The 19,570-nt window shown below is 59.1% G+C and carries 17 protein-coding genes; 7 read left to right on the top strand and 10 right to left on the bottom strand.

Features of this window, described 5'->3' with window-relative positions:
- Positions 1-132: 132 nt before the first annotated feature.
- The 10 genes from RYB09_RS26970 to edd form a co-directional block, all read right to left on the bottom strand.
- Entirely contained in the window at positions 133-1,008 is an 876-nt protein-coding gene (locus tag RYB09_RS26970) for a D-hexose-6-phosphate mutarotase (RefSeq protein WP_316890995.1), read from the bottom strand.
- Positions 1,009-1,116: 108 nt separating this feature from the next.
- A complete protein-coding gene (locus tag RYB09_RS26965; protein WP_004656031.1) occupies positions 1,117-2,478 on the bottom strand; it encodes a carbohydrate porin in 1,362 nt (453 codons plus the stop codon).
- A gap of 125 nt (positions 2,479-2,603) precedes the next feature.
- Complete coding sequence (locus RYB09_RS26960) at positions 2,604-3,773, bottom strand: ABC transporter ATP-binding protein (RefSeq protein ID WP_316890993.1); 1,170 nt, start codon at positions 3,771-3,773, stop codon at positions 2,604-2,606.
- 2 nt (positions 3,774-3,775) lie between these two features.
- On the bottom strand, positions 3,776-4,621 hold the full coding sequence (locus RYB09_RS26955) for a carbohydrate ABC transporter permease (RefSeq protein ID WP_058402191.1): 846 nt from the start codon (positions 4,619-4,621) through the stop codon (positions 3,776-3,778).
- Entirely contained in the window at positions 4,614-5,522 is a 909-nt protein-coding gene (locus tag RYB09_RS26950) for a carbohydrate ABC transporter permease (protein ID WP_004666129.1), read from the bottom strand. Before RYB09_RS26950 ends, RYB09_RS26955 begins: the two co-directional genes overlap by 8 nt.
- A 104-nt stretch (positions 5,523-5,626) precedes the next feature.
- Positions 5,627-6,913 (bottom strand): ABC transporter substrate-binding protein, encoded by a 1,287-nt coding sequence (locus tag RYB09_RS26945; protein ID WP_005745826.1) that lies wholly within the window; start codon positions 6,911-6,913, stop codon positions 5,627-5,629.
- A 167-nt stretch (positions 6,914-7,080) separates the two neighbouring features.
- The gene (locus tag RYB09_RS26940) at positions 7,081-8,487 is read right to left on the bottom strand and encodes an ATP-binding protein (protein WP_057402359.1); all 1,407 of its coding nucleotides are present in this window, start codon (positions 8,485-8,487) and stop codon (positions 7,081-7,083) included.
- Positions 8,488-8,548: 61 nt separating this feature from the next.
- Positions 8,549-9,286, bottom strand: coding sequence for a response regulator (locus RYB09_RS26935; RefSeq protein WP_004656016.1), 738 nt, complete (start codon positions 9,284-9,286; stop codon positions 8,549-8,551).
- A 50-nt stretch (positions 9,287-9,336) separates the two neighbouring features.
- Positions 9,337-10,302 carry a glucokinase gene (locus tag RYB09_RS26930; RefSeq protein ID WP_002552316.1) on the bottom strand — a complete coding sequence of 322 codons (966 nt, stop codon included), beginning with the start codon at positions 10,300-10,302 and terminating at the stop codon, positions 9,337-9,339.
- The gene (gene edd / locus RYB09_RS26925) at positions 10,299-12,125 is read right to left on the bottom strand and encodes a phosphogluconate dehydratase (RefSeq protein ID WP_004656012.1); all 1,827 of its coding nucleotides are present in this window, start codon (positions 12,123-12,125) and stop codon (positions 10,299-10,301) included. The genes RYB09_RS26930 and edd overlap by 4 nt, the downstream gene beginning before the upstream one ends.
- 219 nt (positions 12,126-12,344) lie before the next feature.
- Between edd and gap the strand changes: the two genes are divergently transcribed.
- The 7 genes from gap (at position 12,345) to RYB09_RS26890 (ending at position 19,346) form a co-directional block, all read left to right on the top strand.
- Entirely contained in the window at positions 12,345-13,346 is a 1,002-nt protein-coding gene (gene gap / locus RYB09_RS26920; RefSeq protein WP_044321796.1) for a type I glyceraldehyde-3-phosphate dehydrogenase, read from the top strand.
- Between the two features lie 113 nt (positions 13,347-13,459).
- Complete coding sequence (locus tag RYB09_RS26915) at positions 13,460-13,978, top strand: RNA polymerase sigma factor (protein WP_057402358.1); 519 nt, start codon at positions 13,460-13,462, stop codon at positions 13,976-13,978.
- A 59-nt stretch (positions 13,979-14,037) separates the two neighbouring features.
- Positions 14,038-15,003 carry a FecR family protein gene (locus RYB09_RS26910; RefSeq protein WP_193600950.1) on the top strand — a complete coding sequence of 322 codons (966 nt, stop codon included), beginning with the start codon at positions 14,038-14,040 and terminating at the stop codon, positions 15,001-15,003.
- Positions 15,004-15,124: 121 nt separating this feature from the next.
- Positions 15,125-17,704 carry a TonB-dependent receptor gene (locus RYB09_RS26905; protein WP_316890986.1) on the top strand — a complete coding sequence of 860 codons (2,580 nt, stop codon included), beginning with the start codon at positions 15,125-15,127 and terminating at the stop codon, positions 17,702-17,704.
- A gap of 117 nt (positions 17,705-17,821) precedes the next feature.
- Entirely contained in the window at positions 17,822-18,436 is a 615-nt protein-coding gene (locus tag RYB09_RS26900) for a biliverdin-producing heme oxygenase (protein ID WP_316890984.1), read from the top strand.
- Entirely contained in the window at positions 18,433-18,891 is a 459-nt protein-coding gene (locus RYB09_RS26895; protein WP_005745818.1) for a YbaN family protein, read from the top strand. Before RYB09_RS26900 ends, RYB09_RS26895 begins: the two co-directional genes overlap by 4 nt.
- 98 nt (positions 18,892-18,989) lie before the next feature.
- A complete protein-coding gene (locus RYB09_RS26890) occupies positions 18,990-19,346 on the top strand; it encodes a DUF5064 family protein (protein ID WP_002552307.1) in 357 nt (118 codons plus the stop codon).
- The last annotated feature ends 224 nt before the right edge of the window (positions 19,347-19,570 follow it).

Here is a 19,570-nt window from a genome sequence, read left to right as displayed (position 1 = left end):
AAAGGCACGATTCAGATATCACTATCGTGCCGACGCTCCGCGTCGGCATGCAGTTCGTGACGCTCTGCGTCACACAGCGGTTTTGTGATCTCAGGTGGATCCGTGCAGAGCGCGACGGGAAGACGATGCAACTCACCCCGCCAGGCTGGCTTGCAGTTTGAGCTGCACCTGCTCGCCCGGCCGCAGGCTGAAGGCGTCGCCGGAACCCGAAGCGGCTTCCACGCGCACAAAGCCTGCGGTTTCGCTGCCACACACTCCCAGTAGCGGTCTGTTGCCGGGGTGCCAGACCACTGTATTGGCGCTGTCGCCGGTGTCGATGTTCAGCCTGCGCTGCCAGGTCGGGTCCTGCAGTTGCAAGGCTCCGGCATGTTCGAAGACTCGCTGGCAGCCGCCTGCCACACGTAATTCGCCTTGTTGCTGGCAGACCTGTCGGCTGAGTTCGTCATAACCCTGAACCCCATCAAGGCCCTCAAGCGCAACTTCAGCCACATCGCCAATCCGCCAGTACGCATGCAGCGCATGGCTGAAATGACATGGTTCACTGTCCTCGTGGCATGTGCTCAGACGCAACTCCATGCCCTGCCCCAGCTCGGCATGCAGGTCGACCTGCCAGTCCCACAGCTGCAAGCGCCAGTGCAGGCTGACGCCCTTTTCGCTCTCGCTGCTGTCGATCAGTTTCCAGTCCAGCAAGCGTCCCCAGCCGTGTGCCGGCCAGCCGCTTTCACCGGGGTGTCGGCCGTACCAGGGCCAGCACACTGGCACGCCACCTCGAATCGCCCCCACCTGCGGCCATTGTGCAGCGCACCAGAGCCAGGGCTTCTGGCCTTGCGGTTGAAAATGCAGCAACTGCGCGCCCTGGCGACTGAAGACTGCCTGACACTGCGGATGATCGATAACCAGTACATCGCGCAACTGGTGACGCTCCCACTCAAAAGTGGGTCTGGCACGTCGGGATCGGAAAAAGCGTTGCAATGGATGTTCAGGCAGTTGCGCGTCGAGAGAGGTCATCGCCAATCGCGTCCCTGAAAAATAAAAGGATCAAGCCAAAAAAAACGGGCAGCCAGGCTGCCCGCAAAGCACACACGACCTTTGATCGCGTTACGCGTCAATCAGTACTCAGAACTTCGACTGGATCTTGATGCCCGCCACAATCGCGTCATCAACCTGATCTACACCGCCAGGATGCTTGACGTACTGCAGGTTCGGGCGCACGGTCAGCCAGTTGGTAACGTGGAAGCCGTAGTAGATTTCCGAGTTGTACTCAGTGCTCTGGACCGGCAGGTAGCCAGGGTTGTCGTAGTCGTTGATGCCGCTGATCTGGTTGGCCAGACGCACACGATCCTGCACATCGTCGTTGACGTGGATACGGGCGATACCGATACCGATGTCATCTTTCGGACGCGAGTTGAACGGACCTTTGTACGTGAAACCGATCTGCTGGTAGTTATCGACGAAGTTGGTGGCCTTGTCATGCACGGTAGCGTTGGCAAAAATGCTCAGGCCGCGCGATGCATCGCCATCGTGAGTAGTCAGCTGTTGCTGAGCAACAACCCACCAGCCGTGCTTGCTGTCATGCGACTTGAACGCAGCGCCGGTAGCTGCCTGTGGCTGACCGTTAACGTCTTCGTAGACATCGTCGGCGTTGGGCGTGCTCTTGTAGAAGCCGACACGGTATTCACCGGGCAACGAATTGACGGTCGGGGTCCAGACCAGTTCAACCGGCAGGATCATACCTTTGGTGCCGCTACCGCTGAGTTTGAAGCCGTTGCCGGTTTCGAGGTTGGACGGGTTCTGCTCGTAGACGCCGACCTGTGCGTACACTTCCGGCGTGATGTTGTACTTCACGCGCAAGGCCCACTGGCTGATTGGCCAGTTGTACCAGGTGTTCACATAGTTACCGACCTGCGAGCCGCAGAACGACAGGTTCTGGAAATCGCAAGGGAAGCTGTTGAAGTCTTCGCCCGGTCCGAAACGACCAGCCTTGACGTCCAGCGCGCCGTCAAAGTACTTCTGCTTGATCCACATTTGCGTCAGACGCCAGGTCTGGCCGCGACCCCAGACTTCCTGGGAGGAACTGAGGGTACCGGCACGAGGGTCGCCGATCCGGTCGTTGGAGATGTTGCGCCCGCTACGTTCGGTGATTGCCAGCTTGAACTCTGCGTCCTGCCAGCCGAAAGCCTTCTGCAAATCGACTTTCATGCCCAGCGCGAACTGGTCGCTGTAGCGGCCGGTCTTGTCGTCGTTGTAACCGCCCTTGATGTTGCTGGCCATCTCGGAAACGTATTCCAGCGAGAAGTCATAGCCCTTGTCGAGCAGTTCGGTACGCTTGCCGTTCCAGTCGCCAGTCATCCACGGTGAATCGGCAGAAAATGCGTCGGCCGCATGAACGCTGCCTGCCAGCCCCATCGCACCCAACACCGACAGCGTGCTTACCAACTGGAACCGGGAAAGCGATTTACCTTTGTTGATCTTCTTCATCCCATCAATCCTCGTTTTATTGTTATTAGCTTTGGTAGACGTTTTGCTTCATTCACTGCCCTGTGTTCGCTGGTCGGCCGTGCGTTTTGGCAGCAGACGGCCAGCCAGCGATGCTCGTTGCTGAATCAATTTATCACTTGCGGCTCGACCGGTGACACATTGTTTTCCCGTTCAGCCGCCAGTCGCGCTCCCAGCACCCCGAGACGCTCGCCGCTCTGGGCATCGAAAATCAGCACCCTGGCAGGATCGAATTGCAGGGTAAGGCTCTCGCCCACCTGCGGTGCGACATCCGGGGCGAGGCGACAGCAAACCTTGCTCTGGTTGAGCGTGACGAACACCAGTGTGTCCGGCCCGGTAGGCTCGGTCACCTGGACCTCGGCACGGATGGTCGGCATGCCATTCGATTCAGCGCCAGCAAGCATAATCTGTTCTGGCCGGATACCGAGAATGATTTCTCGATCTTCCAGGCCGGCATCGCCGCCCCCGACCGGCAGCTCGCAACGCGCCTGACCACTGTCGAGCAGCGCAATCAATTGGCCATCCTTGCGTTGCAGACGCAGCGGGATGAAGTTCATCGGCGGCGAACCGATGAAACTGGCGACGAACAGGTTGGCCGGATCGGTGTAAATCTGCTTGGGCGTACCGAATTGCTGAACGATACCGTCCTTCATGACCGCGACCTTGTCGCCCAGCGTCATGGCCTCGATCTGATCATGGGTCACATAGACAGTGGTGGTTTTAAGGCGCTGGTGCATCAGTTTCATTTCGGTACGCATCTCGACGCGCAACTTGGCGTCGAGGTTGGACAGCGGCTCATCGAACAGGTAGATCTTCGGCCGACGCGCCAGGGCACGACCCATCGCGACACGCTGCTGCTGGCCACCGGACATCTGGCCCGGCTTGCGATTGAGCAAGTGCTCGATCTGCAACAGCTTGGCTACACGAGCCACTTCCGCGTCGATGTCGGCTTGCGGCATCTTGCGGATTTTCAACCCGAACGCGATGTTTTCACGCACGCTCATGGTCGGGTAAAGGGCATAGGACTGAAAGACCATCGCGATGTCGCGGTCCTTGGGGCTGGTGCTGCTGACGTCCTGGCCATCAATGAGAATCTCACCGCCGCTGATGCTTTCCAGACCGGCAATGCAGTTCATCAAGGTGGATTTGCCACAGCCGGACGGGCCGACCAGAATCAGAAACTCGCCATCCTTGATCGACAGGTCGATGTTCTTGAGCGTGTCCGGCAGGTTGCTGCCGTAAGTCTTGTTGACGTTGCGTAATTCGAGAGTCGCCATGATTACCCCTTGACCGCGCCGGCCGTGAGCCCACGCAGGAAATACTTGCCAGCCAGTACGTAGACCAGCAGTGTCGGCAGGCCGGCAATCATCGCCGCCGCCATGTCAACGTTGTATTCCTTGGCGCCTGTGCTGGTGTTGACCAGATTGTTCAGGGCCACAGTGATCGGCTGAGACTCACCGCTGGAGAACACAACTCCGAACAGGAAATCGTTCCATATCTGGGTGAACTGCCAGATAAGGCAGACCATCACGATGGGCGTGGACATCGGCAGAATGATGCGCCCGAAGATGGTGAAGAACCCTGCACCGTCCAGCCGTGCAGCCTTGACCAGAGCATCCGGAATGCTGACGTAGTAGTTGCGGAAGAATAGCGTGGTAAATGCCAGCCCGTAGACCACATGCACAAACACCAGCCCGGTGGTCGTACTGGCCAGGCCCATTTTGCCCAGCGTGAAGGAAGCCGGCAGCAGAACGGTCTGAAACGGCAGGAAGCAACCAAACAGCAACAGACCGAAGAACAGCTGCGAGCCCTTGAAGCGCCACATCGACAGCACATAGCCATTGAGCGCGCCAATCGCGGTGGAAATGATGACTGCCGGAACGGTGATTTTTATCGAGTTCCAGAAATAACCATCGACCAGGTCCCAGGCCTTTATCCAGCCAATTGCGGTGACCACACTTGGCCAGCTCAGCAGGTTGCCGGTGCCGATGTCTTCGGGGGTCTTGAAGCTGGTGAACAGCATCACCACCAGCGGCACCAGATAAATCAGACAGGCCAGTATCAGCACGGCGTAAATCAGAATACGACTGAAGCTGATGCCCGGTTTGCCAACATGACTAGTCATGGCGTTTGGTCCTCAGCTCGGAATACAGGTACGGCACCAGAATCGCCAGGATCGCGCCGAGCATCAGAATCGCACTGGCCGATCCCATGCCCATCTGGCCGCGGCTAAAGGTGAAGGAGTACATGAACATTGCAGGCAGATCAGATGAGTAACCGGGGCCACCGGCGGTCATCGCTGCCACCAGATCGAAGCTCTTGATGGCAATGTGCGCAAGGATCATCACGGCACTGAAGAACACCGGGCGCAGGCTTGGCAACACAACGCGCCAGTAGATCATCGGCAAACTCGCGCCATCCATCTGCGCAGCACGAATGATCGATTGATCGACGCCACGCAGGCCCGCCAGAAACAACGCCATGACAAAGCCGGAAGACTGCCACACCGCAGCAATGACCAGGCAGTAAACCACGCGGTCCGGGTCGATCAGCCAGTCGAGACGGAAACCTTCCCAGCCCCAGTCGCGCAGCATCTTGTCCAGGCCCAGGCCAGGGTTGAGCAGCCACTTCCACGCCGTACCGGTGACGATCATCGACAGTGCCATCGGGTACAGGTAAATGGTGCGGATCATGCCCTCACGACGGATCCGCTGGTCCAGCAGGACGGCCAGCAGAACACCGATCACCAGGCTGATGGCAATGAACATCCCGCCAAACACCGCAAGGTTCTTGCTCGCCACCCACCAGCGATCGTTATCCATCAGGCGTGCGTATTGCGCCAGGCCGACCCATTTGTAGGACGGCAGAAACGTCGAGTTGGTAAACGAAAGCGCGAATGTCCAGAGGATGTAGCCATAGAAACCCACCAGCACGATGAACATGCTGGGTGCCAGCACCAGTTTTGGTAGCCAGCGTTGCAGCGCATCCATTGGCGAGGCTTTGCTGATCGCAGCGACAGAGCTCATCGGGAGTATCCCATCCGGTGTATCGAATCCAGGCCGCAGCCGCGGGTGAAATCAACAGAGGATTTCAGCACCACGAACTGCGGGTACAGGCGGTTCAGAGAGAGTTACTGGGCCGATTTGACCGCAGTGGCCAGCTTCTTGGCTGTCGCTGCAGGATCAGCTGCCGGGTCGTTGATGTAGTTGGTGACCACATCAAAGAAAGCACCCTGCACCGCCAGCGTAGTGGCCATGTTGTGCGCCATGCTTGGTTGCAGGCCACCAGTCTTCGAATCAGCCAGGAAGTCCTTGGCAGCGGTTTGCGCACACGAGTCGAAACCGTATTTGCTCATGTCGGACAGCATGTCTTCACGAACCGGGATCGAACCCTTGTTGATGCTGAAGACTTTCTGGAAGTCCTCGCCCATCGCGACCTTGGCCAGATCCTGCTGTGCGGCAGTGGTGCCCTTGTCTTTCTGCTTGAACACCGCCAGCGAGTCGATGTTGTAGGTGAACGCCTTGTCGGTGCCAGGGAAGGCTACGCACTGGTAATCCTTGCCGGCGACCTTCTTGGCTGCGGTCCATTCACTCTTGGCCCAGTCACCCATGATCTGCATGCCGGCCTTGCCGTTGATGACCTTGGCAGCTTCCAGGTTCCAGTCCTGGCCCTTGCCATCGGCATCCATGTAGGTCGCGACTTTCTTGAGCTCGGTGAGGGACTTGACCATGCCTTCACCGGTCAATGCGTCCTTGTCCAGATCAACCAGGGCCTTCTTGTAGCCATCAGCGCCCATGACCGAAAGCACAACGGCTTCAAAAACAGTGCTGTCCTGCCACGGCTGACCACCGTGGGCGAGCGGAATGAAACCGGCTTTTTTCAGCTTGTCGCCCGCAGCGTAAAATTCTTCGAGCGTGGTGGGTGCCTTGTCGATACCGGCTTTCTTGAAGACTTCAGGGTTGATCCACAGCCAGTTGACGCGGTGAATATTCACCGGCACCGCTACGTAATCACCGTCGTACTTCACGGTGTCGGAGACTTTCTTGTCCAGCAGCGAGTCCCACTTCTCGGCCTTGGCGACGTCTTTCAACGCGTCCGTATCAAGCAGACCGGTAGAGGCCCATTCCTGAATGTCAGGACCTTTGATCTGGGCAACACCTGGCGGGTTACCGGCAACCGCACGGCTCTTGAGCACGGTCATGGCGGTGGAGCCGCCGCCGCCGGCGATGGCGCCGTCCTTCCAGACAAAGCCGTCTTTTTCGACCTGCGCCTTCAGAACATCGACCGCAGCCTTTTCGCCACCCGACGTCCACCAGTGCACAACTTCTACAGTGCCTTTGGATTCAGCGGCAGTAGCGCTCAGAGGGAACAACGAAGCGAGAGAGATGACAACAGCGAGACGTGACATGGAATTCATCGAATTGACCTTTCTTGTTGTTATGCATGAGCAAGTCTGATGCTTGCGCTTCGTGGGAGTCTAACCAAGCCAGACGCAACGACAGTAACGAAGGGACGCGCAATTGTCACAGGATGGTGACAATTGAAACACCTGAAAATACGGGCTCAAAGCCACTACCCGGAAAGTCATTCCATGGTTCTTGGCAAGTGCAACGTCACCCGCAACCCACCCTCACGCAGGTTCTGCAGGCTGACTTCGCCACCGTGACTGTGGGCAATGTTGCGCGCGATACCCAGGCCCAGACCATAGCCCTGCTGCTGATTGCCTGCCAGACGAAAATGCGGCTCGAAGACATGTTCCAGACGTTGTTCGGGCACACCAGGCCCTTCGTCATCGACATGCAGGACGAAAGCCGTGGCGTTATCCTCAACTTTCAGATGAGCGCGATGGCCATATTTAAGGGCATTGTCGATCAGGTTGCCCATGCAGCGCCGCAGCGCCAACGGCTTGCCGGGATAGGCAGCCTGAGCCTCGCCTTGCTGGGTGACACGTCCGTCGCCTTCAACATTCAGCCAGGGCTCGACCAGGCAATCAAGCAGTGCATTGAGGTCCACCGGCTCGATGTTTTCATGAATATCGGTGTCTTTGACGCACTGCAGCGCGCCTTTGACCAGCAACTCCAGTTCGTCCAGATCGCGGCTGAATTTACGCTGCATGTGCTCATCTTCCAGCAGCTCGACACGCAACCGCAGCCGGGTGATGGGCGTGCGCAGATCATGCGAGATGGCACTGAACAACTGACCGCGTTCGGTCAGGTAGCGGCTGATACGGGTGCGCATGGCGTTGAACGCACGGCTGACCTCGATCACCTCGCTGCCGCCGCCCTCGACCACCGGCTCGACGTCCGCGCCCAGTGACATGTCCCGTGCGGCCCGCGCCAGGCGTTTGAGCGGCCGGCTCTGCCAATGCACCAGCAAACCGATGAACAACAGCAAAAACATGCTGGTCAGGACGATGAATGAAACCTGCTGAAGGGGCAGCTCCTGCTCCTCCAGCGAGGTGTAGGGCTCAGGCAGCAGAGAGGCAATGTAAAACCATTCACCGGGCGCCATTTCGATTTGCGTGACCAGCACCGGCGGGTTCACCGGTTCAAGTGTCAGCGCGTAATGCGCCCAGGAACGCGGCAGTTCATCGAGCTTCAGGCCGCTGTTGAAAATACGCAGCTCATCGGGCCGCGCAAACCATACGGTGATGTCCGGCCCATTGCCCAGACGCTGGCGCAATACCTCGCCCACCACGTCCAGCACCGCCTGTTTGCGAGGCGTGGGCTGCATGATTTGCATATCCAGCGGGTGATCGTTGAGCGAGACGACGAAACGGGTCCCGCCCATACTGCGCAGTTGATCCAGCACCATGGGCCGGTAGGCCAGCGGCAATGAGCGAAAGTAACTGACACTGGCCGCCATCGAGTAAGCGAGGCTGCGCGCGCTGGTCACCAGCCCTTCGGTCTGTGTGGCGCGCAACTGTGACAGCCAGATCACACTGGACAGTGTCTGAGCCAGCAGAACCGCCAGTAACGTCAACAGCAGCATGCGCCCCAGCAATGAGCGCGGCAGTGGCAGGCCGGTTCTTTTCGCTCCTGCCACCGGCGGGTTAATAGCCGTTGCCCGCTTGCGAGTTGACGTTCGCGGCCAGCAGATAACCACTGCCGCGAATGGTGCGGATCAGACGCGGCGACTTGCCGGTATCGCGCAGACGCTGGCGCAGGCGACTGACCGCCATGTCGACGATCCGCTCCAGCGGCATCAGCTCACGCCCGCGTGTGGCGTTACCGATAGTGTCGCGGTCGAGAATCTGTTGGGGGTTGTCGAGAAACAGCTTGAGCAGCGCGAAGTCGGCACCGGACAGAATCACTTCTTCACCGTCATTGTGAAACAACCTGTGACTGACCATGTCCAGCCGCCATTCGTCGAACAGAATGACATCGCCACCAGGACGCTCCTGACCGAACTGGGCGCGCCTCAACAGTGCCTTGATACGCGCTTGCAGCTCACGCGGGCTGAACGGCTTGCCCAGATAATCATCAGCACCCAATTCCAGGCCGATGACCCGGTCGGCTTCGTCCGAACTGGCAGTCAACATGATGATCGGCACATGCGGCTGGCGCGGATGCTGGCGGATCCATTTGCACAGACTGAAACCGTCTTCATCGGGCAGCATCACATCAAGGATCAGCAAATCACTGGGTTCTTCGTTGAAGGCGCGGCGAAAATCAGCGCCATCACCCACCGTACGCACCTGAAAACCGGCACGACTCAGGTAGGTGTCCAGCAACTCGCGAATCTCCTGATCGTCATCCACCAGCAGGATCGATTTACTGACTGAACTCAAGTTGAGGCGTCCTTGTTTGACGGTGAATCTTTGTTGTTATGGGATGCTACTCAGATCTGCGAACCGAAGGCCTGTTGCAGAGCGACACCTGAGCCCATCAGACCAGGGTACTCGGCGGTCACCAGCCAGACCGGCAGGTTCTTGAAATAGTCGCTCATCACGCCCTTCTCGGCCATGGCGCGCTTGAAACCGCTGTTGATGAAGAACTCAGTGAAACGCGGCACCACGCCGCCGACAATGTACACGCCGCCCAGGCTGCCCAGGGTCAGCACATTGTTGCCCACCACCCTGCCTAGAAACACACAGAACTGCTCCAGCACGGCTGCGGCTACCGGGTCGCCCGCCAGCGCTGCCGAGGTGACAGCCGCAGGCGACTTGAGCACTGGCTCGATATCGTCCAGGGCGCAACTGACCTGATAGAGCAACAGCAAGCCCGCGCCACTGAGTACCACTTCAGCGCTGACATGCTCATGCTCAGCCATCAGGCGTGTCCATAACAGGGCCTCGCGTGCCGTGCCGATTGGCAGGTCAGCATGCCCGCCCTCGCCCGGCAGCGCCAGCCAGCGACTGCCGTCAAGCTTGATCAGAGTACCGATGCCCAGCCCGGTACCCGGCCCGACCACCACACGCGGCCGATCAGGCTTGCCAGCGCCAGGGCAAACCGTCAGGTATTCATCTTCCTTGAGCCGGGTCATGCCCAGCGCCATGGCGGTGAAGTCGTTGATCAGCAGCAGGTGATCGACTTTCAGGTCAGCGCAAAATGCCTCACGGCTCAACTGCCAGTGGCTGTTGGTGAACTGGAAAAAATCGCCATCCACCGGTCCGGCCACGGCCAGGCATACGTGACTGATATCTCCGCGCTGCAATTCAAGGTCCTGCAAATAGACTTCGATGGCCTTTTCGGGACCGGCGTAGTCAATGGTCGGGAATACCCGGACAGAATGCAGCGTGTCGTCTTCCCAAATGGCAAAACGTGCATTGGTACCGCCTATATCACCGACCAGGGCCAACTTCACTTGAGCGTCTCCAGACTAGAAGTAAAGGCGCTGGCACCCTGCTCTGCGGAGCTGAAAGCCATGCGCATGAATCCAAAGAGCTCGCGACCACAGCCGACACTGTTGTCGATCTGGTTGATGGCCGGTTCTCTGGCGGCCAATTCTGACGCTTCGACCAGAACTTGTAACGTGCCTTTTACGCCATCCACACGGATCACATCACCATCGCGCACCAGTGCCAACGGGCCACCATCAAACGCTTCCGGGCAGACATGAATGGCCGCAGGGATTTTGCCCGAGGCGCCCGACATGCGTCCGTCGGTGACCAGCGCAACCTTGAAACCACGGTCCTGCAGAACCCCCAGAAACGGCGTCATCTTGTGCAACTCGGGCATGCCGTTGCAGCGCGGCCCCTGGAAGCGCATCACGGCGACGAAATCGCACTCCAGCTCACCCGCCTTGAACGCATCGGCCAGCTCCTTCTGATCCTGAAAGACCTTGGCTGGCGCTTCGACGATCTGATGCTCCGGGGCCACGGCAGAGACTTTCATCACACCGCGGCCCAGATTGCCTTCCATGACCCGCAGACCACCTTCCGGCGAGAACGGACGGGCGACCGGACGCAAAATGTTTTCATCAAGGCTTTCAAGCGGTCCTTCGCGCCAGACCAGCTTGCCATCCTCCAGGAATGGCTCTTTGGTGTAGCGGCTCAAGCCGTAACCGGCCACGGTATTGACGTTTTCGTGCAACAAACCGGCAGCCAGCAACTCACGGATCAGGAACGACATGCCGCCCGCCGCCTGGAAGTGGTTGATATCGGCTTTGCCGTTGGGGTAGACGTGACTCAGGGTTGGCACCACTTCCGACAGGTCGGCCATGTCCTGCCAGGTCAGTTGAATGCCCGCGGCCTGGGCAATCGCCGGCATGTGCAGCGTGTGGTTGGTCGAGCCACCTGTCGCGTGCAGGGCAACGATGGAGTTGACCAGCGAGCGCTCGTCGACGATTTCGCCGATCGGCATGAAGCTGCCGCTCTGCTTGGTCAGACGCGTCACCTGGTGAGCCGCTTCGGCGGTCAGTGCATCGCGCAGTGGCGTGTAGGGATTGACGAACGAGGCACCGGGAAGGTGCATGCCCATGACTTCCATCAGCAGCTGGTTGGTGTTGGCAGTGCCGTAGAAGGTGCAGGTTCCCGGACCGTGATAGGACTTCATTTCCGAGTCGAGCAACTCTTCACGGCTGGCCTTGCCTTCCGCGTAACGCTGCCGTACGTCGGCTTTTTCCTTGTTGGAGATACCTGAAACCATCGGTCCGCCCGGCACGAAGATGGTCGGCAGATGACCAAAACGCAGTGCGCCCATCATCAAACCAGGGACGATCTTGTCGCAGATGCCCAGCATCATGGCGGCGTCGAACATATTGTGTGACAACGCAACTGCCGTGGACATGGCAATCACTTCGCGACTGGCAATGGCCAGCTCCATACCCGGCTCACCCTGAGTCACGCCATCGCACATGGCAGGCACGCCGCCGGCAAACTGACCGACCGAACCAATGTCACGTAAAGCCTGTTTGATCTGGGCAGGAAAGTGTTCGTAGGGTTGATGCGCCGAGAGCATCTCGTTGTAGGAGGAGACGATTGCCACGTTGGCGGCGTTCATCAGACGCAGGCTTTGCTTGTCTTCCGGCCCGCAGGCAGCGACGCCGTGAGCAAAGTTGGCACATTGAAGCTTGCCGCGCATCGGGCCATCGCTCGCTGCGCCGCGAATCAATTGAAGGTAGCGCTGACGGGTATCGCGACTGCGGGCGATGAGTCGCTCGGTTACTTCAAGGACGCGGGGATGCATGTGATGAACTCCAGGCTAACGTCTAAGGTCACCCGTAAAGACGGTTCCGGTTTTCGAGCAGTGACGGGCGGGGAGCAGAACCCTGATCTCGATCAACCGGGAGGGCCTTTCAGGCTTGTAGTTGTAGATAAAACAAAATATTGCCACTAAAAAGGCTTGTTTTCTATTTCTATGAGAATAATCTTGTAATTCCAACAACAAATTCAGAAGGACGGCTGTATGACTCTTCGTATCGCAATCAACGGTTTTGGCCGCATCGGCCGCAACGTCCTACGCGCACTGTATACCCAAGGCTACCGTCAGGACCTGCAGGTCGTCGCCATCAACGATCTTGGCGACAGCGAAATGAACGCACACCTGCTGCGCTTCGACACCGTACACGGCCCTTTCAGCGGCACGGTCGAGTGCGACAAGGATAGCCTGACCGTCAATGGTGACCGTATTTCGGTCAGTGCCATTCGCAATCCGGCCGAGCTGCCGTGGAAGTCGCAGGACATCGATGTAGTGTTCGAGTGCACCGGCCTGTTCACCAGCCGTGACAAGGCCGCCGCGCACCTCACTGCCGGTGCCCGCAAGGTCATTATCTCCGCCCCTGCCAGCGGTGCCGATGCCACCATCGTCTATGGTGTCAACCACGACACGCTGCGTCAGTCGCACCAGATCATCTCCAGTGCATCCTGCACCACCAATTGCCTGGCCCCGGTCGCCCAGGTACTGCACCGTGAACTGGGGATCGAAAATGGCCTGATGACCACCATCCATGCCTACACCAACGACCAGAACCTGATCGATGTCTATCACACCGATCCGTACCGCGCCCGCTCGGCGACGCAGTCGATGATCCCGAGCAAGACCGGCGCTGCCGAAGCAGTGGGCCTGGTACTGCCGGAGCTGGCAGGCAAACTCACCGGCATGGCGGTACGCGTACCGGTCATCAACGTTTCGCTGGTCGACCTGACCGTGACCCTTAAGCGTGAAACCACCGCCGAAGAAGTCAACGCGCTGATGAAAGAAGCCAGCCAGCATTCCAAGGTGCTGGGCTACAACGCCCTGCCACTGGTTTCCCACGACTTCAATCACAACCCGTTGTCGTCGATTTTCGACGCCAATCACACCAAGGTCAGTGGCAAGTTGCTCAAGGTACTGTCGTGGTACGACAACGAATGGGCGTTCTCCAACCGCATGCTCGACAACTGCCTGGCACTGCACAACGCCGAGTAAATTCAGCGTCGTAGTGAGCAACACCGTAAGATAATTATTTACAGATGCAGGCTTGACCCGACCAAAAGATGAGAAGCATTATCATTTGCTCACATCTCTGGTCGGGCCTCTCTGTGTCGCAGTCACGCTTCAACGATGTCTTTCTGGCCCAGCGGCCGGTTCTGCTACGCACCCTGCAACGCATGGTCGGCAACCAGAACGCTGCCGAAGACCTGCTTCAGGAAACCTGGCTGCGCGTCAGCCGTGCATTGACCGAACACCCCGTCGACCACCTTGAACCCTTCGTCTTTCAGACCGCCCGCAACCTGGCGCTGGATCATTTGCGTGCGCGGCGTATTCATGGCCGGACCATGCTCGAAGACGTCTCACCTGCCCGGCTCGAAAGCGTCGTAGCCCAGATGGGCTCGCCTGAAGACGCAGCGCATGCCAAGCGCCTGCTTGAAAACCTGAGTGCCAGCCTGAGTACGTTGAGCCCGCGCCAGCAGAAAATCTTTACCCTCAGCCGCCTCGATGGCCGCAGTTATCTGGAAATCGCCGAGCAACTGCAGGTCTCGGCCAGTACCGTCCAGAAAGAACTGAAGCTGATCATGGCCATCTGCGTAGGCGTCCTTTCAAGACTTGACCCGCCCTGAACCCTGCCGCACGCTGCCAGACTCTAATCGATACAGTTTCAGGATTGCCGAGGAACACCGTGGCCCCGAGAACCGAACGCCCGCACGCGATTGCGCAGGACGTGTTGAGCAATGCTGCAATGGATCAGGCCCTGACCTGGCTGGTCGAACTGGAGGGCGCAGACGCCACCCGGCTTGCCCGTTTCCAGGAATGGCTGAACGCCGATCCGGAACACGCACGCGCCTTCGATAAGGCCCGGACACTCTGGAATTCACAGCCGGTTCAGCACGCCGCCGAAAGCATCGCGCAACCCCGCAAGCCATCGGCGTGGCAACGTGTCCGTGCGCAATGGAAACCTCTGGCCACTGCAGCGGTGTTGCTATTGGGGCTGTTCAGTTTCAGCAATCTGCCGCTGCGCCTGCAGGCCGATCACCTGACCATAGTGGGTGAGCGCCAGCGCCTGGAACTGGCAGACGGCTCGAAAGTGCTGCTCAACACCGACTCGGCGTTCTCCAGTCAGATCGGTGAACAACAGCGCTCTGCTCGCCTGCTGCAAGGCGAAGCATTCTTCGATGTCAGCTCCAGAGCGGGTGTGCCGCTGGAAATCGAAGCCGGACCGGTGCGCATGAGTGCCAACAGCACCGAGTTTTCCGTGCGCTATCTGAACGGCGTTGCCCAGGTAAAAGTGCAGCGCGGCGCTGTCGACGTGCGTGCCAGACGCGGCGACTCCAGCGTCAGCCTGGGGGCCGGAGAAAGCGTTCGCGTGGGGCCTTCCGGCTTCGGGCATCGTGAAAAGCTTGACCCGGTCAGGGATTTCGCCTGGGTGCAAGGTCGACTGATCTTCGACAACCGCCCGCTGAGCGAAGTGCTGACCGAGCTGCGTCGTTACTATCCCGGCTGGATCATCAGCACCAACCCGCAACTGGATCGTGTGGCAGTGACCGGCAACTATCGCCTGGACAACCCGCTCGACGTGGTGCGGTCGCTGGCACAGATCACCTCGGCAAGCCTTCACGAAATGCCCGCGCTGGTGATTCTCAACTGAAGCAAAGTTTTTTTACTCGATAGCGACTGCCCGTTCGTCTAGTTATAGCCAATGCAACTGATTCTCATTTTGAAACGGTTTGTAAACACTATAACGAGCAACACCCCAGGGAGCGCTACCGATGTCATCCACGTTCACGCCTGCCGCCCAACCACGCGTACGGCTCACGCTATCTCTGCTGACACTTGCAGTGCTGGGCGCCAGTCTGCAGCCGGTCAACGCCAGTGCTGCCAGTGAAAGCACCCAGGCGGCACGCCCGGCAGGCACCTACAGCTTCTCGATCAGGCAGCAACCACTGGTGTCGGCCCTGAACGAGTTCAGCCGCGTGACCGGATGGCAGGTAGGCATGCCAGCGGATCTGGCTCAAAACGTCATTTCTCCAGGTGCCCATGGCAACCTGAGCGCCGCACAGGCGCTGGACAACATGCTGGCTGGCAGTTCGCTGAGCTATCGCAATCTGGGCAACAACAATGTAGTGCTGGAAAGGCGCACCGCAACCGCCGGCGTCATGGCCCTCGATCAGATCACCGTCAGTGCCACGCGCCAGGCACAGGATGTCGCCACAGTACCAAACACCGTCAGCGTGCATTCCCGCGAAGAACTGGACCGCAGCAACGTCAACACCATCCGTGATCTGGTGCGCTACGAGCCGGGGGTTTCGGTGGGCGGCGCAGGCCAGCGAGCAGGCACAACCGGCTATAACATCCGTGGCATTGACGGTAACCGGATCCTGACTCAGGTCGATGGCGTCGAGGTTCCTGACAGCTTTTTCACCGGCCCTTATGCGCAAACCCATCGCAACTATGTCGACCCGGAAATCGTCAAGCGCGTGGAAATCCTCCGCGGTCCGGCCTCGGCCCTGTACGGCAGCAGCGCAATTGGTGGGGTGGTCAGTTATTACACGCTGGACCCGGATGACATCATCAAGCCCGGCAAGGATGTCGGCGCACGCCTCAAGACCGGTTACAGCTCGGCAGACGAAAGCTGGTTGAACTCGGCCACTGTCGCAGGCCGTCAGGGCGAGTTTGACGGCTTGCTGCACGTGAGCCAGCGCAATGGTCATGAGACCGAATCCTATGGCGAAACAGGTGGCACAGGCCTGAGCCGTACCGAAGCCAACCCTGAGGATGCGCGCAGCACCAACGTGCTGGCCAAGCTGGGCTGGAATTATACCGACGGTTCGCGTTTGGCTCTGGCTTACGAAAAGTACAAGGACGACCGCGACAGCAACCTGAAAAGCGCAGTCGGCGGGCCGTTCACCAACGGCAGCGGGCTGGGCATGTATCAATCGCGCGAGGGTAACGACACCATCACCCGCGAGCGCTTCGGGGTCGAAAACAGCATCGCCGTCGACAGCCTGCTGGTCGACAACCTCAAATGGAGCCTGAATTACCAGACCGCAAAGACTGATCAAAGCACCCGGGAGCGGTACTTTCCGTTTTCCCGAGATGTCATTCGTGATCGCGACACGCACTATCAGGAAAAGCAGTGGGTATTCGATGCCCAGCTGGACAAGGCATTTTCCATCGCCAGCACGGACCATGTGCTGACCTACGGCACGACGGTAAAGCAGCAGAAAGTCACCGGGCTGCGTAGCGGCAGCGGGACCTGTGCGCGCGTATTCGGCTCCTGCCGTGCCGTTGGCGCAGACAGCCCGAGCGACCGTCTGGCCGCGACGAGCGATTTCCCGGACCCGACCATCACCAGCTATGCGCTGTTCGCACAGGATCAGATCAGCTGGAACGACTGGACCTTCATGCCCGGCGTGCGTTACGACCATACCCGGCTCGATCCGAAGTTCACGCCAGAATTTCTCAGGTCGGTCAGCCTGACTGACCCAAGTCAGGCCAACGATGAAACGCGGACATGGCATCGTCTGTCGCCCAAGTTCGGTGTGACTTATGCACTCAGCGACGCCTACACCTGGTACGGACAGTACGCCGAAGGCTTCCGCACACCGTCGGCCAAGTCACTTTATGGACGCTTCGAAAACCCGACGGCAGGCTACGTGGTTGAGCCCAATCCGAACCTGGAGCCGGAAACCAGCAAAAGCTATGAAACCGGTTTACGCGGTCGCTTCGAATCCGGCTCGTTTGACATCGCGGTGTTCTACAACAAATACCGCGACTTCATCAACGAGGACGCCATCACCCCCGGTTACAGCGAACTCACGTTCCAGTCCAACAACATCAAGCACGCAACCATGAAGGGCGCGGAATTCAAAGGGCGCATCAATCTCGACAGCATCGGTGCGCCAAACGGCCTGTACAGCCAGGCATCGGTTGCCTACGTGCAGGGCCGCAACAACGATACAGGCGAGCCAATCAACAGCGTCAACCCGCTGACCGGTGTGATCGGCCTGGGCTATGACCAGAATGACTACGGCGGCCTGCTGAGCTGGACGCTGGTCAAGCGCAAGAATCGCGTGGATGACAGCAATTTCCACACGCCGGACGGCACCTCCAGTCAATTCAAGACCCCGGGCTACGGCATTCTGGACCTGAGCGGCTACTACAAGGTCAGCGACGATGTGACCGTCAATGCGGGTCTGTACAACCTGACCGACAAGAAATACTGGCGCTGGGACGATGTGCGCGGCTACGACGGCGTGGGCGAAGCAGGCGTGACTGCGCCCGCTAATCTGGATCGCCTGACCCAGCCGGGACGCAACTTCAGCGTCAACGTGGTGTGGGACATATGAACCCGAAAGTAGCGTAAAACCCGTCGCCGAGTACATCGGCGGCAGGCTTTTTTTACGCTTTCGGGTGCAGCTATTCGTCTATTCAACAAGCCCCCTTTTTCAGCAAGGAAGAACTCGATGCCCCTTGATCAGAACCGACCGACTCTGCGTTCGCAACGCCTGAGCCAGATCACCCACGCGCCACACGAACAGCTCGACAAGGCGGTCAAGGCACATGCGCCGTTTGAAACCCTGGCCAGCTACGCTCGCTTCGTGGTTGCTCAATACCTTTTTCAGACGGAATTGCAAAGCCTGTACAACGAGCCCGCGCTAGGGGCGATCATCAACGACCTGCCGGCCCGCTGCCGCGCAGAACAGGCCGGAGCGGATCTTGCCGACCTGAACATGGACCTTCCCCTGCCGGTGGCTGGCGCAATACAAACGCCGAGCACCGCAGAAGCGCTCGGCTGGCTATTTGTCTCCGAAGGTTCCAAGCTGGGTGCTGCATTCCTGATCAAACGTGCCGAAGCCTTGAACCTGAGCCACAGCTTTGGCGCCCGGCACCTGAGCGAGCCTGCCGGAGGCCGCGCAGCAGGCTGGAAGACCTTTGTCAGGACGCTTGACGAGCTGTCGCTGACCGCCGAGCAGGAAGCAGCACTTGATCGAGGCGCCATTGCCGCATTCGAGCGTTTCAATGTCCTGCTGCAATACGCCTACGCCGATGCCCCGGTTGCAGACATGGCACAGGCATGAAAAAGCGCCCGGTGCTGTTAAGCTGGCCGGGCTCCCCGAACCTGCCTGTAGAGACCATGACGTACAAACCACCCGGCTCAAGACTCTCGCGCCTTTTATACGGCATCCTCGCCTACGTCGCCCTCGGCATAGGCATTGTCGCGATCTTCATTCCCGGCTTGCCGACCACCGAGTTCATTCTGCTGGCGGCCTGGGCGGCGACACGCAGCTCGCCGCGTCTGAATGCCTGGCTGGAAAACCATCGTGTGTTCGGCCCGATCCTGCACAACTGGCGCAACGGCAGACTGGTCGCCCGCAAGGCCAAGATCAGCGCCACCATCAGCATGCTGGTCTGCGCCGTGGTGATGCTGAGCCTGATCGGCCACGCCTGGTGGCTTTATCTGGCTCTTACCGGTATGGCGCTGGGTAATATGTGGATATGGTCGAGGCCGGAACCGGACAAGATCGATCGTTGAGCGCAGGCATGATGCAAGCGGCACCCTGCACGAGGCTGAACCGTCCGGTCGCGAGGAGTGTCAGACTGAACACACTCAACACTTGATGGAGTCACTTCATGTACGAGCCAGGCCATCTGCACCTCACCCACGTGGCGCTTCAACCGTCGGATATCAGCTATGACATCCACTTGCGCTACAACGTGGAGGAAGATCCCAAGCAAGGCACGTCCATGCACTTCACCATGCAGGGCGAAATCAACGGCAAGCCGTTCGAAGAGCAATTCCAGCTGCCCCGTGACCTGGCGTTCAACTTCGCCCATGACGCCAGTCGCATCGCGATCAGACACGGCTTGCCCAACTCGGCCGCACTGCCCATCGCCCAGCACAAGGACTACGACCGAATGTTCGCGGACATTCGCGACAAACTCCACGCCAAGTCAGGCGACCCGGTGAAGCCGGAGCATCTGGAGTAAGCGCCAGGTTCCTCGTGGCAACGGGAGTACGAGGTCCGGAGAACACCAGCGTGCGGTAGCGTGAGGAGTGAGGCCCGGAGAACACCATCGTGCCCATGCTCCGCGTGGGTATGCCGTTCCGGACGCTCTGCGTCCTCTCCTGAATATGCGGCGTAGCGTAAATCCATGACGCAGAGCGTCAAGAAGGGCATTCCCACGCTGGAGCGTGCGGAACGATAGGTGTG

It is taken from the genome of Pseudomonas syringae group sp. J254-4 (assembly GCF_032586855.1).
Classification (GTDB): Bacteria; Pseudomonadota; Gammaproteobacteria; order Pseudomonadales; family Pseudomonadaceae; genus Aquipseudomonas; species Aquipseudomonas amygdali.
The sequence above is the reverse complement of the archived record's forward strand: the minus strand, read 5'-3'. Positions and strand labels throughout refer to the sequence as shown.

What these genes read in the sequence shown, in the direction of transcription:
- RYB09_RS26970 (WP_316890995.1), bottom strand. Translation starts at nt 1,008, where the DNA reads ATGACCTCTCTCGACGCGCAACTGCCTGAACATCCATTGCAACGCTTT.
- RYB09_RS26965 (WP_004656031.1), bottom strand. Translation starts at nt 2,478, where the DNA reads ATGAAGAAGATCAACAAAGGTAAATCGCTTTCCCGGTTCCAGTTGGTA.
- RYB09_RS26960 (WP_316890993.1), bottom strand. Translation starts at nt 3,773, where the DNA reads ATGGCGACTCTCGAATTACGCAACGTCAACAAGACTTACGGCAGCAAC.
- RYB09_RS26955 (WP_058402191.1), bottom strand. Translation starts at nt 4,621, where the DNA reads ATGACTAGTCATGTTGGCAAACCGGGCATCAGCTTCAGTCGTATTCTG.
- RYB09_RS26950 (WP_004666129.1), bottom strand. Translation starts at nt 5,522, where the DNA reads ATGAGCTCTGTCGCTGCGATCAGCAAAGCCTCGCCAATGGATGCGCTG.
- RYB09_RS26945 (WP_005745826.1), bottom strand. Translation starts at nt 6,913, where the DNA reads ATGAATTCCATGTCACGTCTCGCTGTTGTCATCTCTCTCGCTTCGTTG.
- RYB09_RS26940 (WP_057402359.1), bottom strand. Translation starts at nt 8,487, where the DNA reads ATGCTGCTGTTGACGTTACTGGCGGTTCTGCTGGCTCAGACACTGTCC.
- edd (WP_004656012.1), bottom strand. Translation starts at nt 12,125, where the DNA reads ATGCATCCCCGCGTCCTTGAAGTAACCGAGCGACTCATCGCCCGCAGT.
- gap (WP_044321796.1), top strand. Translation starts at nt 12,345, where the DNA reads ATGACTCTTCGTATCGCAATCAACGGTTTTGGCCGCATCGGCCGCAAC.
- RYB09_RS26905 (WP_316890986.1), top strand. Translation starts at nt 15,125, where the DNA reads ATGTCATCCACGTTCACGCCTGCCGCCCAACCACGCGTACGGCTCACG.
- RYB09_RS26900 (WP_316890984.1), top strand. Translation starts at nt 17,822, where the DNA reads ATGCCCCTTGATCAGAACCGACCGACTCTGCGTTCGCAACGCCTGAGC.
- RYB09_RS26895 (WP_005745818.1), top strand. Translation starts at nt 18,433, where the DNA reads ATGAAAAAGCGCCCGGTGCTGTTAAGCTGGCCGGGCTCCCCGAACCTG.
- RYB09_RS26890 (WP_002552307.1), top strand. Translation starts at nt 18,990, where the DNA reads ATGTACGAGCCAGGCCATCTGCACCTCACCCACGTGGCGCTTCAACCG.